Consider the following 16750-nt stretch of genomic DNA (forward strand, 5'->3'; position numbering starts at 1 on the left):
CCGGGAGCCGTGTGGTCGGGCTCACAGGAACCGCACAGGCAGTTCCCGGATGCGTGACCGGTTGCTCACGTTTGAAACACCCGGTGCCATGCCAGGAATGGGGGATGACCGAGCTTCCTGCCTCTCCGCGTGTCTCACCCGCCGCTTCCCTCTCCCCCCTTCACTCCCCGCTTCGGCTCTCCGACGAGGTGCGTGACGCGCTCGCCCGCCGCACACCCGTGGTCGCGCTGGAGTCGACGATCATCGCTCACGGCCTGCCCCGGCCCCGGAACCTCCAGGTGGCGCGGGAGCTGGAGGACCTCGTCCGGGCGGCGGGGGCCGTCCCCGCGACCGTCGCCGTCCTGGACGGCGTCCCGCACATTGGCCTCGGCAAGGAGGCGCTGGACCGGGTCGCGAACGACACCACGCTGCGCAAACTCGGCTTCCGCGATCTCGCCCCCGCGCTGGCGACGGGCGTGAGCGGGGCGACCACGGTGTCCGGCACGGCCTTCCTCGCCGCCCGGGCCGGCATCCGGGTCTTCGCCACCGGTGGCCTCGGCGGGGTGCACCGGGAGTGGGTGACCACCCAGGACGAGTCGGCCGACCTCGGCCTGCTGTCCCGTACCCGGATCACGGTGGTCTGCGCGGGCGTCAAGTCGATCCTGGACGTGCCCGCCACCCTGGAGCGGCTGGAGACGCTGGGCGTCGCGGTGCTCGGCTTCCGCACCGCCGAGTTCCCGGGCTTCTACCTCACCCGGTCGGGCCGTCCGGTCGACTGGACCGTACGGGAGGCGTCCGAGGTCGCGGACGTGATGCGCGCGCAGGACGCCCTCGGCGGCCTGGACTCCGCGCTGATCGTGGCCAACCCCGTACCCGAGGCCGAGCAGCTCGACCCCGCGCTGCACGACCGGGTGCTCGCCGAGGCGCTGGCGGCGGCCGAGCGGGAGGGGGTCACCGGGCAGGCCACCACACCCTTCCTGCTCTCCTACCTCACCGAGCGGACCGGCGGCGCCTCGCTGGAGGCCAACCTGGCGGCCGTCCGGGGCAACGTACGGCTCGCCGCCGAGATCGCCACGCACTGGGCCTCGGCCGGGGAGGGGCGGAAATGACCGCGCTGCTCGTCATCGGCGACGTCGTCACCGACATCGTCGCGCTGCACGGGCGGCCGATCGCCCCGCAGACCGACACCGCCGCCCGGATAGCCGTCCGGCCCGGCGGCTCGGCCGCCAACACCGCCGCCTGGGCGGCCCGCGCGGGCGCGGGCGACGTACGGCTGCTGTCCCGCGTCGGCGCGGACTCCGCCGAGTGGCACCGGGCCGAGCTGCTCGCCGCCGGGGTCCGGCCGAGGCTGGCCGTGGACGGGGAGCTGGCGACGGCCGTGGTGATCTGCCTGGTGGACGGCGCGGCCGAGCGCACCTTCGTCACCGACACCGGTGCGGCCGGCCGTCTCGGCCCCGACGACTGGGTACCGGGCCTGCTCGAAGGCGTCGGCCGGATCCACCTCTCCGGATACCTCCTCTTCACCGAGCCCGGACGGCGGCTGGCCGCGCTGGTCATCGCGGCGGCCGTGGCCGCGCGGGTGCCGGTCAGCGTCGACCCGGCCTCCACCGGCTTCATCGAGCGGCTCGGCGTACGTGAGTTCCTGGCGGCGGCCGAGGGAACGGCGCTGCTGCTGCCCAACCTCGCCGAGGCCCGGCTGCTGACCGGGACGGACGATTCCGTCGCCGCCGCCGAGCGGCTCAGCGCGAGCTGGGGCGAGGCCGTGGTCAAGCTCGGCCCGCAGGGCGCGGTGGCCGCGCGGGGCGGGACGGTCCTCGCCCACGTCCCGGCCGCCGACGGCGAGGCGGTGGACACCACCGGCGCGGGCGACGCCTTCGCGGGCGGCTTCCTGGCCGCGCGGCTGGCCGGCGCGGACCTGGCCGAGGCGGCGGTGGCCGGCTGCCGGTTTGGGGCTGCCGCCGTCGGGGTGATCGGGGGGCGGCCGCCGCGGTGAGCCATTCTCCGGGGGGCGCGTGGGGAACTGTGCGAAGTGGGAAGCTGCGGGTTGTTGCCTTCCGGTTTCGCGCAGTTCCCCGCGCCCCTGGTGGTTATCCGCAGCGCTGCTGGACGTCGAGGGTGAGGTAGCCGTGGTCGGCGGCGATGCGGTGGTCGTAGCAGCCGTCGTCGGGGGTTCGGGCGTGGTAGTGCTCGGTGGCGCTGCCGTCGGCCTGGGTGGTGGTGCCGGACCGGCGCTCCAGGATGCCGGTCGCGGTGACCTCGTCGTCGGTGGAGTCCTGGGGGCGCCAGTGCTCGCCCTGGCGGGTCTGGTCGGAGAGGTGGCGGGCCACCGTGACCTGGCCGCTGGCCAGGAAGCTGTCCGCCGTGGCGCCGGGGACGTAGGTGCTGGTGACGTCGATCGGGTAGGACCAGGTGCTGCGGGCCGCCTGCGGGTGCTGGTGGCCGCGCTGGGTGGTGGTCTGCGTCCAGCCGCTGTCGCGCTGTGAAGTGACCTGCTGCTGGCCCTGGTTGGCGATGGTGTTGCGGTTGGAGTACTCGCCGTGGTGGTCGATCCGGGTGGTGATCCGGCCGTGCGAGGTGTCCAGGTAGCCCGCGACGGACCAGTCCCGGGCGGCGGTGGCGGTGATCAGGTCGCTGCCGTCCGGCTGGGTGGTCTCGGCCGTGGTGAGCTGCGGCGCGGGCTGGATGGTGTCGATGGTGACGGCGCCGGAGGTCTGCTGCCGCTGGTGGTCGGTGGTGAGGAAGAGGCTGCCGTCCATGGTCCAGAGGTCGCTGATGCCGGCCGGCGGGACGAGGGTGACGGTGTGCGGCCTGCCATCGGTGAGCGTGCCCGCGAACGGCGTCAGGTCGACGTCGTACGGGAGGGTCCGGAACGCGTCGATGCTGGGGATCGGCCGCCACATCAGCGGGCTGATGCCGCCGGTGTAGATGGCGGGGAAGGGCTGGACCGTCCCGGCGGCGCGGCCGTCCACCAGGACCTGGACCTCGCGGTAGGTGCCGCCGCCGCACATGCCGTAGTCGGGGTGCCTGGCCGCGTAGTCGTCCGGCACGTTGGAGTACCAGAACTCCTCGCAGCCGCCGCCGCGCGCGTACACCTGGAGGTGGGCGCCGGTCAGGTTGCGGGGGAAGGTGAGGGTGGAGGTGGCCACCTGGCCCTTGCCGAGGTTCCACCAGCCGGGGGCGGTGGTCGACTGGGAGACCGGGAGCACCTGGTCGGCGGTGTCGGCCGCCGGGTACCGGCGGTCCGCCTGGTAGTAGGTGACCGTCATCGTCATGTGATAAGTGCCGGTGTACGTCGAGTTGACGATGTTCCCGAGGTCGACCACCAGTGGCTGCGGGCTGCGCAGCAGCGGGATGAAGCTGCTCAGGTCGGTGTCGACGTGCCACTTGATGCCGGCCGGGTCGGGCTCCGGGGTGCTGGTGCGGAGCACCTCCGAGCCGCCGATCCAGACCCCTGCCAGCCGGTCGTACTGGCGGCCCGCGACGCTGCCGGACCAGTCCAGGACCACCTTGGACCAGGGGCCGGGGCAGTCGGTGGGCGGGGTGAGGGTGCCGGTGAAGGGCTGGCCGTAGCTGTTGGCGAAGTCGTGCTGCATGGCCGTCACGGTGCAGTGCGCGGTGTCCGGGCGGCTGACCGGGGGGAGTGCGGTGACGGGGTCGCCGTAGTTGGTCTCGACCTGGCCGGCGGCCTGCGCGGCGAGCCGGGCGGCCGGAGCGGCGGTGACCCGGGCGGTGGCGGAGGCTGGGGCGGTGGGCAGGGCGATGGCTACGGCCAGCGCCAACGCCGTGGCGGCGGGCGCGAGTCGGCCGAGGGGCCGGGATATGTTCATGAGCCTTCCTGGGTAGGGGAGTTCAGCCGGTGACGGCGATGCCGTCGGGTACGTTGCCGACGGTGATCGGCGGGCCTGCGGTGCCGGTGGCCGGGTCCACCGGCCGGATGTCGTTGACGTTGGAGTCCACCGTCCAGAGCAGGCCGCCGTCGGGCGAGTTCGGGGATTTCGGCGAGTTCGGGGCGAAGGCCAGCGCGTACGCGCCGCCGCCGGTGGGGATCAGCGCTCCGGGCGTACCGGTCGCGGTCTCGATCGGCGTGACGCCGCCCGGCCCGCTCGCCGCGACGTAGGCGGTCTTCCCGTCCGGTGCGACGGCCACGTACTCGGGGCCGGAGCCGACCGGCACGGTGGCCACGGCCGTGTACGTACCGGTGTCGATCACGGACACCGTCCCCGAGCCGTTGTTGCTGACGTACGCGCGGCTGCCGTCGGGGGTGAACGCGATGCCGAACGGCGCGGCCCCCACCGGGACGGTCCTGGTCACGGCCCTGGTCGCGAGGTTCACCACGCTGACCGTGCCGTCGCCCTGGTCGGCGACCCACAGCTCGCCGCCGCCGGGGCGGATCCGCAGCCGTTCGGGCTGGCCGCCGACCTTGACCGGAGCCCCTGCGGTGAGGGTCGCGGTGTCGATGGGCTGGACCGTGCCGTCGCCGAAGTTGCTGACCCAGACGGTCTTCCCGTCCGGCGTCGGCGCGACGTCGGCTGCCGTACCGCCGACCTTGACGGTCGCGGTCACGGCGTTGGTGGCGAGGTCGACCACCGTGACGTCGTTGGTGTTGTTGTTCGCGACGAACAGCCGCGCGGCGGCGGTGGCCATGCCGTCGGGCCCGCTGCCGACCGGGATCGGCGGCCCGGCGTTCCGGGTGCGGGTGTCCACCGGAGTGACCGTGTTGTCGCTGTAGTTGGAGACGTAGGCGGTCGGGATGGCCTGGCCCGGCTGCGCGACGGTGACCAGCAGGTGGGTCCGGGCGAGCACCGCGCCGTTCGCGGCGTGCGCGGTGATCCCGACCTGGTAGTAGCCGGTGGCGAGGCCGGCGGTGGCGTTCAGGGTGACGGCGGTCGGGACGGTGGCGCCGGGCGGCGCGGTGACCGTCGCGCCGGCCGGGCCCGCCGTCAGGCCGGCCGGGGTGTCGGCCTGCCAGGTGACGGTGGCGGGCGTGCTCCCGGCCGTGTTGTCGACCTTGACGGCGACGGTCGTGCTGCCGCCGGGGGCGAACCGGACCTGACCGGGGTCGGTGGTCAGCGAGGCGCGGGTGGTCGGCGGGAACACCGCCTTGCCGGCGCCGAAGGAGGGCGGGGCGTCCTCCGGGCGGCTGCCCCACCGGGTGTCGGGGGAGGTGCCGAGGGTGAAGTCGAGCTGGTGTACGCGGTCGATGTCGACCCAGGTGTGCGAGGAGGTGCGGCCGTCCACGGCGAGGTGCTGGACGTAGGTGTCCCCGGCGCCGGTGGCGTCGACCGTCAGGTCGCGGTCGTGCGCGCGGTGGATCACCGCGTGCGGGAAGAGTGGGCTGCCGACCACCAGCATCGGCACGCCCGGGGTCTGCGGGTAGAGGCCGAGCGCGGCCCACACGTACCAGGAGCTCATCGCCCCGAGGTCGTCGTTGCCCGGCTCGCCGCCGGGGCCGAGGACGTACAGGGTGTCCATGATCTTCCGGACGGTGGCCTGGGTCTGCCAGGGCTGCCCGGCGCTGTCGTACGCCCAGGGGGTCCCGAAGGCGGGCTCGTTGCCCTGCCAGTGGTACGGCAGGTTCGGGCCCGCGTTGAGCTGGGTGAAGTAGTCGTCGAGCCGGGCGGCCGCCGCCTGGTCGCCGCCCATCCCGTCGATCAGCGCCCGCAGGTTCTGCGGCACCAGCCAGGTGTACTGGGCCGCATTGCCCTCCTGGAAGCCGCTCTGTCCGAAGCCGCCGCTGGTCTGCACGGGCGCGCCGGGCGGGAAGGCCCCGTCGGCGTCACGCGGGCGCAGGTACCCGGTGGCGGTGTCGAAGAGGTTCGCCCAGTTCTGCGAGCGCTGCCGGAAGCGCGCGGCGGTCTCCGACTCGCCGAGGGAGGAGGCGAGTTGGCCGACCGAGAAGTCGGCGAGCGCGTACTCCAGCGTCTCCGAGGCGCCGTTGGGTACCGGGCTGATCGAGTCGGAGCCGACGTTGGGTACGTAGCCCCGGCTCAAGTAGTCGGCGCCGTGCGGGCGTTCGACGTACCAGCCCTGCCCGGGGGTGCTGGTGGTGTCCTCCGCACCGTGCACCATGGCCCGTAGCGCGTGCCGCGCGTCGAAGCCGCGCGCGCCGAAGGCGTAGGCGCTCGCCAGGATCGGGTCCGCCGCGTCGCCGTTCATGACGCCCGTATAGCCGTTGGCCACCGGCCACTTGGGCAGCCAGCCGCCCTGGTCCGCGTCGTTCAGGAGTGAGGTGGCGATGTCGCTGGTCTCGTCCGGCGCGAGCAGGGCGAGCAGCGGGATCTGCGAGCGGTAGACGTCCCAGCCCGAGACGTTGGCGTACTGGGCATGGCCCGGCGCGGCGGTGTGGACGGCGCCGTCGAAGCCCGGATACCGGCCGTCGGCGTCGCTGAACAGGTTCGGGTGCAGCAGGGAGTGGTAGAGCGCGGTGTAGAAGGTGGCTTGCTGGGCACGGGTGCCACCGGCGACGGACAGCTTGCGCAGCTGGCGGTTCCAGAGCTCCTTGCCCTGCGCGGCGACCTTGCCGACATCCCAACTACGGGCCTCGGCAGCGAGGTTGGCCTCGGCGCCCTGGACGCTGACGTACGAGACGGCGACCTGCATGCCGATGGCGGGGTTGGCCCGGGTGTCGAAGGTCAGCCAGCCGCCCGCCACCACGCCGGTCTGCGGGCTCGCCGGGGCGGCCTTCGCGGCTGCCGGGCGCTGGACGCCGCTGACGGCCACGCTGCTGCTGCCGGCGGCTACCCGGACGGCGGACGCGGTCTGGCCGCCCCAGGTGCCGGAGGTGGTGAACGGGCGGTCGAAGCGGGCGGCGAAGTGCACGGTATAGGTGTCCGACTGGCCGCAGAAGTGACCGCTGGTGACGGACCCGGTGATCTCACGGTCGCCGACGGCCTGGAAGGCCGCCGCCGAGCCGCCGTTCTCGCTGCCGGCGGCCTTCACCAGCAGGCGGGCCTGGTCGGTCGCGGGGAAGTCGAAGCGCGCCACCCCGGTACGCGCGGTGGTGGCCAGCTCGGTGCGTACGCCACCGGCGGTGGTCGCGTACGAGCCCGGGTGGGCGGTCTCCGCCGCGTGGTCGAAGGGCGCGGTCGCCGAACTCGGGTCGGCGGGGAGCGGTCCGGTCAGCGGGAGGAACGGGAAGTCCCCGGCGATGCCGCAGCCCGGCCCGGACAGGTGGGTGAGGCTGAAGCCGGAGATCGAGGAGTCCTCGATGTTGTAGCCGCCGCCGGGTGGACGTGACGGTGTGTCAGGACTCCACTGCACCATGCCGAACGGCACGTCGGCGCCGGGAAAGGTGTCCACCTGCCCGACCACGCCACCGCCGCTGCCGGTCCCGGCGAACGGGTCGACCAACGAGGCGGGGTCGGCGACGGCGGCCGGTGCGAGGCCCGCCGCGTGCGCGGCGGGGGTGAGGCTAAGCGCTGCGATGACGGCACCCGCGAGTACGAGGACACGGGTGCGCAGTAGGGCGCGGGACAAACGGCCACCTCTTCCGGAGCTTCGAGAGCTTCGAACTGGTCGGGGCGATTCAGGAGTTGCAGTCGGCCTTGTAGAGGAACCGGGCGGTGGCCGGGTCGTGCAGGTTGTCCCGGGTGATGCTGGCCAGGTTGGTCCGGATGTTGTCGGTGACCGGCTTCTTCCCGATCGCGTTGCCCAGCTGATCGACGGCCTGCTGCCCGATCCCGTACGGGTCCTGGGAGATCAGCGCGTCCACCGCGCCGCTCTCCAGCGCCTGGACCTGCTGCGGGCCGGCGTCGAACGACACCACCTTGACCTTGCCCTGCTTGCCAGCGTTCTTCAGGCCGGTGCCGACGCCCTCCCCGGTCTGCGAGTTGGCGGTGAAGATCCCGGCCAGGGCGGGGTGCGCGGACAGTTCGTCGCCGACGGCGGAGGCCGCGCCCTGGGCCGTGTCGCCGACCTGGCGGACGTCGTCGAGCTTCAGCCCCGGGTACTTGGCGGCGAGCTCCTGCTTGAAGCCGTCGATCCGGGCGTTGGTGGTCGTGGTGGTGAGGTCGGGTGTCAGCACGGCGATCTCGCCTGTGGCGCCGACGAGTTGGCCCATGGTGTCGGCGGCCTGCCCGCCGCCCTGGAGGTTGTTCGAGGAGATGTGGGTGACGCCGATCGAGGCGTCGGTCAGCGAGGTGTCCACGATCGCGACCTTGGCCCCGGCCTGCTGGAGGGTCTTGACCGGCACGGCCAGCGAGTTGGGGTCCACCGGGGAGATCAGTACGCCGCCCGGGCGGTTGGCGGTGACGCTGTTCACCACGCCGACCTGCTCGGGGACACTCCAGTCGGCCGAGCCGGTGGCGCTGAAGCGGTAGCCGAGCTTCTTCGCCTCGGCGCTCGCCCCGCACTTCATCGTGATGTAGAACGGGTCGCCGGTCTTGCCCGCCACGAACGCGATGCTCGGGGCTCCGCCGGACGACCCGCTGCTGCTGTCGCAACCGGCGATCGCGGCCAGCGCGAGCACGGCGACCGCGCCGGTCACAAGGAGGTTTCTCGGGGGCACGTCGGTCTCCTGGATCTCGAAGTAGCCGGAGTTCTGGATCAACTGGTCTGGCTGTCAAGCCTGTTGGCGTCTGCGGCGGCGCAGCTGGTCGGAGTAGACGGCGGCCACCAGCACGGCGCCCACCGCGACGGTCTGCCAGAACGACTGGACCTGAAGGATGGCGAAGCCGCTCTCCAGCACCGCCGGGATGAAGACGCCGATGACCGTCCCGATCACCGAGCCGGTGCCGCCGAACAGGCTGGTGCCGCCGAGGACGACGGCGGCGATGGCGTTCAGGTTGTCCTGGGTGCCGCTGGTCAGGGTGGTGCTGCTGAAGTGGGCCAGGTTCAGCACTCCCGCGAGACCGGCGAGCAGGCCGGAGAGCGCGTAGACCTTGATCAGGTGCCGGTCCGCCCGGATGCCGACCCGTCCGGCGGCCTCGGCGTTGGAGCCGATCGCCCGGGTGTACCGGCCGAACCGGGTCAGTGCGAGCCCGGACGCGGCGGCGGCCACCACCAGGACGGCGACGACGATCAGCCAGGGGATGCCCAGCACGCTGCCGCTGCCGACCGTGTCGGCGAGCGCCGAGGGCACGTTGCCGATGTCGATGCCGTGGGTGAGGATCTGGCCGAACCCCAGCGCCATGCCCAGCGTCCCGAGCGTGACGATCAGCGGCGGCACCTTGGCCTTGGCGATCAGGAACCCGTTGAGCGCGCCCCAGCCGAGCCCCGCCGCCAGGCCCGCGCCGGTACCGGCGGCGATCACCCCCCAGCCCGCGTGCGGGCCGCTGTCCAGGGCGTTCATCGTCCGCACCGCGACCACGCCGGAGAAGATCAGCACCGAGCCGACCGAGAGGTCGATCCCGGCGGTGACGATGACGAAGGTCTGGCCGACCGCGAGCAGTACCAGGATCGCCGATTCGGTCGCGATGCTGCGGAACTCGAAGACGGTGGCGAAGGCGTTCGGCCGCAGTATCGAGAAGACCAGGACGAGGACGGCCAGGACCAGGAAGGTCCACACGGTGTTCTGGCCCCGCAGCCGCCTCAGTGCCTCGCGTGCGTGGTTCATGCCGCGTCCCCCTCGTTCTCCTCGTTCGGTGGCGCGCCGTCCATCGCGCCGGTCATCGCGGCGACCAACTCCTCCAGCGAGGTCTCGGCCGCCTCGAACCGCGCGACCCGGCGGCCCAGCCGCAGCACCTCGACCCGGTCGGCCACCGACAGCACCTCGGGCATGTTGTGGCTGATCAGCACGACCGAGACCCCTCGGTCCCGGACCCGCCGGACCAGGTCCAGCACCCGCCCGCGCTGGACCACCCCGAGCGCGGCGGTCGGCTCGTCCATGAAGACCACCCGGGAGGCCCAGGCCACCGAGCGCGCGATGGCCACGCTCTGCCGCTGCCCGCCGGAGAGCGTGGCCACCGGGGCGCCGATGTCCCCCAGCTGGACGCCGAGTTCGGCGAACGCCTCGACGGCGCGGTCGCGCATCGCCCGCTTGTCCAGCACCCCGAGCGCGCCGAGCAGCCCGCCGCGCAGCTGCTCCCGGCCCAGGAACAGGTTGGCCGCCGCGTCCAGATCGGCGGCCAGCGCCAGGTCCTGGTAGACGGTCTCGATACCGAGTGCCTGCGCGTCCCGGGGGCTGCCGAACGACGTCGGCCGCCCGTCGAGCAGGATCTGCCCGCCGTCCGGGGTGACCGCTCCGACGAGTGTTTTGACCAGGGTCGACTTCCCGGCGCCGTTGTCACCGACCAGCGCCACCACCTCGCCCGGGTACACGGCGAAGTTCGCCCCGCTCAGCGCCTCCACCTGACCGTACGTCTTGACCAACCCGCGCGCCTCCAGCAGGGGTTCGGGCACTGTTCCCTCCTCGCGTCGCCGCACCGACAACGTTGTCGCGCTTGGCATGTACTCATGCGCCGTCGGCTGCTGTCAAGGGTTCGGTCCGTAACTCCTCCGGCCCATACGTCACTCAAGTACTCATCAGCACAAGCCGTTTGACTGATGAGCCGTCCGCCGGAGGGCTACACTCCCGGAAGCGCTCGACAACGTTGTCAGTCCCGAGGTGGCGTCAGATGCCCGACGAGCTGGGACGGCCCGCACCGGAGACGGCGGGACGGCCGACGATGAAGGACGTGGCGGCCGTCGCCGGCGTCGGGCTGAAGACCGTCTCCCGGGTGGTCAACGGCGAGCCGGGCGTGCGCGAGGAGACGGCGGAGCGCGTCCGGCTGGCCGTCGCGCAGCTCGGCTTCCGGCGCAACGACGGCGCCCGGCTGCTGCGCCAGGGGCGCCGTACGGGCAGTGTCGGACTCATCGTCGAGGACGTCTCGGACCCGTTCTACTCCCTGCTGAACCGGGCGGTCGAGGAGGTGGCCCGGGCACACGGATCACTGCTCTTCACCGGATCGTCGGCGGAGGACCCCGAGCGTGAACGGGAGTTGGCGCTCGCGTTCTGCGCCAGGCGGGCGGACGGTCTGATCATCGTCCCGACCGCCGCCGACCACGGGTACCTGGCCCTGGAGATGGCGGCGGGCACGGCCGTGGTCGCGGTCGACCGGCCGGTCGCGGGCCTCGCGGCGGACACCGTGCTCAGCGACAACCGGGGCGGCAGCCGGACGGGCGTCGAACACCTGCTCAGACAGGGCCACCGCCGGATCGGGTACCTCGGCGACGCACCGGGGATCTTCACCGCCGCCGAGCGGCTGCTCGGCTACCGGCAGGCGATGGCGGCCGCCGGACACCCCGTCGGCAGGAACTGGGTCTCGATGGGGACGCCCGACCCGGTCGGCATCCGGCTCGCCCTGGACCGGATGCTCTCCGGCCGCCGACCGGTCACCGCGCTGGTCTGCGGCAACAACCGCACCAGCGTCGCCGTCCTGCGCGAGCTCGGAACCCGCCAGCAGCGCCCGGCTCTCGTGGGTTTCGACGACTTCGAGCTGGCGGACCTGCTCGCGACCCCGGTCACCGTCGTCGCCCAGGACCCGGCCCGGCTCGGCCGGACGGCCGCCGAACTGCTCTTCCGCCGCCTGGGCGGCGAGCACGGCCGCCCCCAGCGGATCGAACTCCCGACCCGCCTCATCCCCCGGGGCAGCGGCGAACTCACAGCCGGTCCGTGACGGGGGTCGGTAGGGGCGCGAGGTGGAACCCCGCGCCCCTGGGAGGCCCGAATCAGTGGAGCTGGACGACCTGGTGCATGCCGAGGAAGGCGTGCGGAATCCCGAGCTGGTCATCGGGCACGAAGCAGAGCAGCACGTAGGTGCCCGGCTGCAGTCCGTGGGTCTCGAGCAGCACGGTGTGGTCGGGCGAGATGGCGCTGAGGCCTGCGGGCGGCCCGGTGAACGGCGCCGGCGGCGGCGTCGTGCCGTGGGCGATCGCGTCGAAGTACGCCTGGATCTGGGCGTCGGTCGTGCCGGGGGCCACCGGCTGGAGCTCCATCTCGTGCAGCTCGGGCGCCGCATTGTGCACCAGGATGGCCCCGTTGGCGCGGTCCACGTCTTCGGCCTCGAAGCGCGGTCCGGCGGTGGTCTCGCGCTGGATCACGATGCCGTGCGGGAAGTGCGCCAGGTGGCGGCCGTTCGAGCCGCACAGTTCGAGGGACTTCAGCACTGGCTCGGTGGGGTTGGCGAGGAAGGCCGTGAAGTCCAGCAGGTAGACCGGCCCGTCCGAGATCTCCTGGGTGAACTCCTCGGGGGCCTGCGGGGTGACGAAGGCCCCGCCGAGCGCCTCCGCCTCGCCCTCGACCGCGCGGATCCCGGCTGCGGCGGTGGCGGGTGTGTTGCTGACCGCGTCGGCCAGGTCGTGCAGCACCTGGTCGATCGACACGCCCAGGTGCGGCCGGATGACCTGCAACTGACGACCGGCCGGGTCGTCGGTCTTCACCCGGAAGCTGACCGGACCACCGTCATGGCTGCCCGGAGCCTGGATGCCCGCCGCGCCCAGCGACACCTCGATCGGGGCGTCCCCGGGCGGGCCGGCGACGGCCGCGCCCGATCCGCCGATCGTCGTGAGGAAGGCGAGGGCGGCGACGGCTGCCATCCTCGAACCGCGCCTGAGTACCTGACTGCGCATGAATGTCCTTTCGGCTGAGACCTGAACCCCCCGTCACGCAGGATCACCAGCCAGGCGCGCGGCGAAGCGGCAACCGGCCGGAACCGAGCCGGACGGTCTAAGACCGACCGGCAGATGGTGGGCGGCGTCGCGACGCCCGGGCTGTCTCCCCCAGCCTTCGGCCGGGAGGTGCCCCCATCGTCGGCACCGCCCAGACTCGGCCCGACCGCCGCTCCTTCATCCGCCCACCATCTGCCGGTCGGTCCAGCGCGTTGGCCTCCCGGGGCCAATCGGGGTAGACATAGCCTCATGGTCCGGTTGACGGTCCGATCCTCGGCGTCCCCGCCCACCGACCGGCGCCGACGCCCCGTCCGGGGCATTCGCAGTGTCGCCGGTCAGGTCTTCGCGCTGCAGGTGGTCGTGGTGTTGCTGCTCGTCGTGGCGGCGGTGCTGGCACTCGTTCTGCAGTCGCGGCGCGACAGCACCCAGGAGGCCACCAGCCGCTCGGTCGCCGTCGCCCAGACCTTCGCCAACTCGCCGGGCATCGTGGACGCCCTGCGATCCCCGAACCCCACCGCGATCCTCCAGCCGAAGGCGGAGGCCGCCCGGATGGCGTCCGGAGTGGACTTCATCGTCGTGCTGAACACCGACGGCATCCGCTACACCCACCCGAACCCGGACCGGATCGGGAAGAAGTTCGTCGGCAACTACGAACCGGCCCTGCACGGCCAGGTGGTCACTGAGCAGATCACCGGCACCATCGGACCGCTCGTCCAGGCCATCGTCCCGGTCCCCGACGCCAACGGCACGGTGGTCGGCGCGGTCTCCGCCGGGATCACGATCAGCAAGGTCAGCGGGGTCGTCGACCGTCAGCTGCCGCTGCTGGTCGGCGCGGCGGCCGCCGCCCTCGTGCTGGCGACGGTCGGTACGGCCCTCGCCAGCAGACGCCTGCTGCGCCAGACGCGCGGCCTCGGCCCGTCCGAGATGACCCGGATGTACGAGCACCACGACGCGGTGCTGCACGCGGTCCGTGAGGGCGTGCTCATCGTCGGCGGGGACGGCCGGCTGCTGCTCGCCAACGACGAGGCGCGCCGCCTGCTGGAGCTGCCCGCGAACGCCGAGGGACGCTACGTCACCGACCTGGCCCGCGATCCGGGCGGCGTGAAGGTCGACCTGAAGGGCGGCTTGAACGGCCGGGAGCATGGTCCGGAGCACGGCCGCGAGCTCGGCCTCGACCCCGAGGTGGCCGAACTGCTGGCCTCGGGACGGACGGTCAGCGACGAGATGGTGCTCGCCGGGGACCGGCTGCTGCTGGTCAACATCCGGCCCACCGATCGCAACGGCGGGCCGCCCGGCAGCGTGGCGACCCTGCGGGACTCCACCGAGCTGCACGCGCTCTCCGGAAAGGCCGCGTCCGCCCGAAGACGCCTCAAACTTCTGTACGACGCCAGCGTGGCCATCGGCACCACCCTCGACGTGACGCGCACGGCCGAGGAGCTCGCGCAGGTGGCCGTCCCGAGGTTCGCCGACTTCGTCACCGTCGACCTCGCCGAACCCGTGCTGGCCGGTGCGGAGGCCCGCCTCGACGACGCCGGCCGGATGCGCCGGGTCGCGGTCCACGGCATCCGCGACGACGTGCCGCTCTACCCGGTCGGTGAGGCCATCACGCTGCTCCCCGCCACGCCGCAGGCCTGGAGCCTGGGGACCGGGCAGGCCGTCTTCGACTCCGACCTCGCCTCCTCCAGTGACTGGAAGGTGCAGGACCCCGAACGGGCCGCGCGGGTCGTCGAGTACGGCATCCACTCGGTGGTCCGGGTCCCGGTGCTGGCCCGGGGCGTGCTGCTGGGGATGGCCAAGTTCTGGCGCTCGGACCGGTCGGAACGCTTCGACGAGGACGACCTCTCGCTCGCCGAGGAGCTGACCGCCCGCGCGGCCGTCTGCATCGACAACGCCCGCCGTTACACCCGCGAGCACGCGATGGCCGTGACCCTCCAGCACAGTCTGCTGCCGCACGGCCTGCCCCAGCAGAACGCGGTCGAGGCCGCGTACCGGTACCTGCCCGCCCAGGCCGGGGTGGGCGGGGACTGGTTCGACGTCATCCCGCTGCCGGGTGCGCGGGTCGCACTGGTGGTCGGCGACGTGGTCGGCCACGGTCTGCACGCCGCCGCCACGATGGGACGGCTGCGCACGGCGGTGCACAACTTCTCGACGCTCGACCTGCCGCCGGACGAACTCCTGGGACACCTCGACGACCTGGTCAACCGCATCGACCAGGACCAGACGGCGGCCGGTCCGGGCGACGACGTCACGGGGGCCAGCTGTCTGTACGCCATCTACGACCCGGTCTCGCGCCTGTGCACCATCGCCCGGGCGGGCCACCCGCCGCCCGTACTGGTCCACCCCGACGGCACGGTGGAGTTCCCGGAGATCCCGGCCGGCCCGCCGCTCGGCATCGGCGGTCTGCCGTTCTCGACGGCCGAGATCCGGCTGGCCGAGGGCAGTCGCCTGGTGCTCTACACCGACGGACTGGTCGAGGACCGTGAACGGGACCTCGACGACGGCCTCGAACTGCTCCGCAGCTCGCTCCAGTCGGGTCCCCCGGATGGGGGGCCCGATGGGGGAGCCGCCCGGACGCCCGACGAGACCTGCGAGGCGGTGATCGCAGCCCTGCTGCCCGCCCGCCAGACGGACGACATCGCGCTGCTCGTCGCCCGCACCCGGGTCCTGCCGGCCGACCGGATCGCGGAGTGGGACGTGCCGGCCGACCCGGCGGCCGTGTCGGGCGTCCGGGCGGCGGTCAGCAGGCAGCTGTCCGGGTGGGGGCTGGACGAGGCGTCGTTCGTGACCGAGCTGATTCTCAGCGAGCTCGTCACCAATGCCATCCGTTACGGCTCGGAGCCGATCAGGGTCCGCCTGCTCCTCGACCGCACCCTGATCTGCGAGGTCTCCGACACCAGCAGCACCGCCCCGCACCTCCGCTACGCCGCGACGACGGACGAGGGCGGGCGCGGGCTCTTCCTGGTCGCCCAGCTCGCCGAGCGTTGGGGCACCCGCTACACGGCGGCCGGCAAGGTGATCTGGACCGAGCAGTTGCTCGGGTAGGACCGAAGGGTGTGGATCAGCCCAGGTGGAGCGACTGGCCCGGGAGGATCAGGTTGGGGTTGCCACCGACGACGGACCGGTTCTCCTGGTAGACGTGCTGCCAGCCGCCGAGGTGGTGGCTGTCGGAGATGCCGGACAGCGTGTCGCCGCGGACGACGGTGTAGTCGCTCGCGATGCCCGGGGCGCCCGGGGCCGGCGCGGCGGCCGGGGCCTGCGCTTGGGAGACGGGCGCGGGGGTGGTGGCCGCAGGGGTGCCGGGGGTGGGCTGGGCTGGGAGCGGGGACACCGGGGTGGTGGGTGTGGTGGGTACGCCGGGGGCGGTGGTGGGGGCCGCGAGGGTCGGGGCCGGGGCGGTGGGCGCGGCGGGGTACTGGGGGGTTTGAACCCCAGGAGGCGTGCTGGGCGTGGTGGGCGTGCTCGGCACGGTCACCGGAGCCGGGGTGACCGGGGTGACCGGGGTGGCTGTCGGGATGCTGGGCGAGGCAGTGGTCGCCGGTGCGCCGGTGGTCGGTGCGGTGGCGGTCTGGGGGGTTTGGGGGGCCTGACTCTGGGCGTCGGGGCTCTGGAAGGCGGGGCTCTGTGCAGCGGGGCTCTGTGCGGCCGGGCTCTGGACGGTGAGGCCGCCCGTGGTCACGCAGCTGGGCCAGACGGTCGGGCCCTGGGCGGCGAGTACCCTCTCGGCCACCGCGATCTGCTGGGCCTTGGTCGCGTGGTCGGGCTGGACCGCGTACTGGTCGCCGCCGTTGGCGTCCCAGGTGCGCAGGGACAGGTGCAGGCCGCCGTAGCCCCCGTCGCCGGGGTTCGCGGTCCAGTCGCCGCCGCTCGCGCACTGGGCGACGGAGTCCCAGGTGGAGACCGGTACGGCGTGCGCCCCGGCGGCGGTGAGCAGTGGCAGTGCCAGGCCGACGCCCGCAGCGCCGGCGACGGCGACCGCCCGGTCGGTCTGGGTGGGGCGACGATGACGTCCGGAGCCCGAAAAGACCATCAGATGTCCCTCTCCGCACGCCTACGAGGTGAGCTGTCGGGTTCGGACCGAGAGGTGGCCCGGCCGCGCGGCAAGCGCGGCTTCACCCCAAGCCGTGGGGACGGCGATGAAACCTGGGTCCCCCGCCCCTGCCCAGGGGTCTGTTCGTGGTCCCGGTGT

At 73.1% G+C, this 16750-nt stretch carries 11 protein-coding genes and 1 riboswitch; of the genes, 4 read left to right on the forward strand and 7 right to left on the reverse strand.

Going from position 1 to position 16750, the window contains the following annotated elements; all coding sequences use genetic code 11:
- Positions 1-104: 104 nt before the first annotated feature.
- Positions 105-1088 carry a pseudouridine-5'-phosphate glycosidase gene (locus P3T29_RS17400; protein ID WP_280717399.1) on the forward strand — a complete coding sequence of 328 codons (984 nt, stop codon included), beginning with the start codon at positions 105-107 and terminating at the stop codon, positions 1086-1088.
- Entirely contained in the window at positions 1085-1972 is an 888-nt protein-coding gene (locus tag P3T29_RS17405; RefSeq protein WP_280717400.1) for a PfkB family carbohydrate kinase, read from the forward strand. The genes P3T29_RS17400 and P3T29_RS17405 overlap by 4 nt, the downstream gene beginning before the upstream one ends.
- 94 nt (positions 1973-2066) lie before the next feature.
- Here P3T29_RS17405 and P3T29_RS17410 read toward each other — a convergent pair whose 3' ends face one another.
- The 5 genes from P3T29_RS17410 to P3T29_RS17430 are packed head-to-tail and all read right to left on the reverse strand — an operon-like array spanning position 2067 to position 10317.
- Complete coding sequence (locus P3T29_RS17410) at positions 2067-3806, reverse strand: peptide-N4-asparagine amidase (protein ID WP_280717401.1); 1740 nt, start codon at positions 3804-3806, stop codon at positions 2067-2069.
- 22 nt (positions 3807-3828) lie between these two features.
- Positions 3829-7455 (reverse strand): GH92 family glycosyl hydrolase, encoded by a 3627-nt coding sequence (locus P3T29_RS17415; RefSeq protein ID WP_280717402.1) that lies wholly within the window; start codon positions 7453-7455, stop codon positions 3829-3831.
- Between the two features lie 49 nt (positions 7456-7504).
- Positions 7505-8527 (reverse strand): ABC transporter substrate-binding protein, encoded by a 1023-nt coding sequence (locus P3T29_RS17420; protein WP_280717403.1) that lies wholly within the window; start codon positions 8525-8527, stop codon positions 7505-7507.
- A gap of 12 nt (positions 8528-8539) precedes the next feature.
- Positions 8540-9532 (reverse strand): ABC transporter permease, encoded by a 993-nt coding sequence (locus P3T29_RS17425; RefSeq protein WP_280717404.1) that lies wholly within the window; start codon positions 9530-9532, stop codon positions 8540-8542.
- Entirely contained in the window at positions 9529-10317 is a 789-nt protein-coding gene (locus P3T29_RS17430) for an ATP-binding cassette domain-containing protein (RefSeq protein ID WP_280717405.1), read from the reverse strand. The genes P3T29_RS17425 and P3T29_RS17430 overlap by 4 nt, the downstream gene beginning before the upstream one ends.
- A gap of 215 nt (positions 10318-10532) precedes the next feature.
- Here P3T29_RS17430 and P3T29_RS17435 point away from each other — a divergent pair, with 215 nt between their 5' ends.
- Positions 10533-11573, forward strand: coding sequence for a LacI family DNA-binding transcriptional regulator (locus P3T29_RS17435; RefSeq protein ID WP_280717406.1), 1041 nt, complete (start codon positions 10533-10535; stop codon positions 11571-11573).
- Positions 11574-11625: 52 nt separating this feature from the next.
- On the opposite strand, the gene P3T29_RS17440 is transcribed toward P3T29_RS17435, so the two are convergent.
- Positions 11626-12525 carry a hypothetical protein gene (locus P3T29_RS17440; protein ID WP_280717407.1) on the reverse strand — a complete coding sequence of 300 codons (900 nt, stop codon included), beginning with the start codon at positions 12523-12525 and terminating at the stop codon, positions 11626-11628.
- Positions 12526-12882: 357 nt separating this feature from the next.
- Here P3T29_RS17440 and P3T29_RS17445 point away from each other — a divergent pair, with 357 nt between their 5' ends.
- The gene (locus tag P3T29_RS17445; RefSeq protein WP_280717472.1) at positions 12883-15606 is read left to right on the forward strand and encodes a SpoIIE family protein phosphatase; all 2724 of its coding nucleotides are present in this window, start codon (positions 12883-12885) and stop codon (positions 15604-15606) included.
- Between the two features lie 16 nt (positions 15607-15622).
- On the opposite strand, the gene P3T29_RS17450 is transcribed toward P3T29_RS17445, so the two are convergent.
- On the reverse strand, positions 15623-16591 hold the full coding sequence (locus P3T29_RS17450; protein WP_280717408.1) for a transglycosylase family protein: 969 nt from the start codon (positions 16589-16591) through the stop codon (positions 15623-15625).
- Positions 16592-16595: 4 nt separating this feature from the next.
- A riboswitch (cyclic di-AMP (ydaO/yuaA leader) is annotated at positions 16596-16742 on the reverse strand.
- Between the last annotated feature and the right edge of the window lie 8 nt (positions 16743-16750).

Origin of the sequence: Kitasatospora sp. MAP5-34 (genome assembly GCF_029894335.1) — a bacterium.
Lineage (GTDB): Bacteria > Actinomycetota > Actinomycetes > Streptomycetales > Streptomycetaceae > Kitasatospora.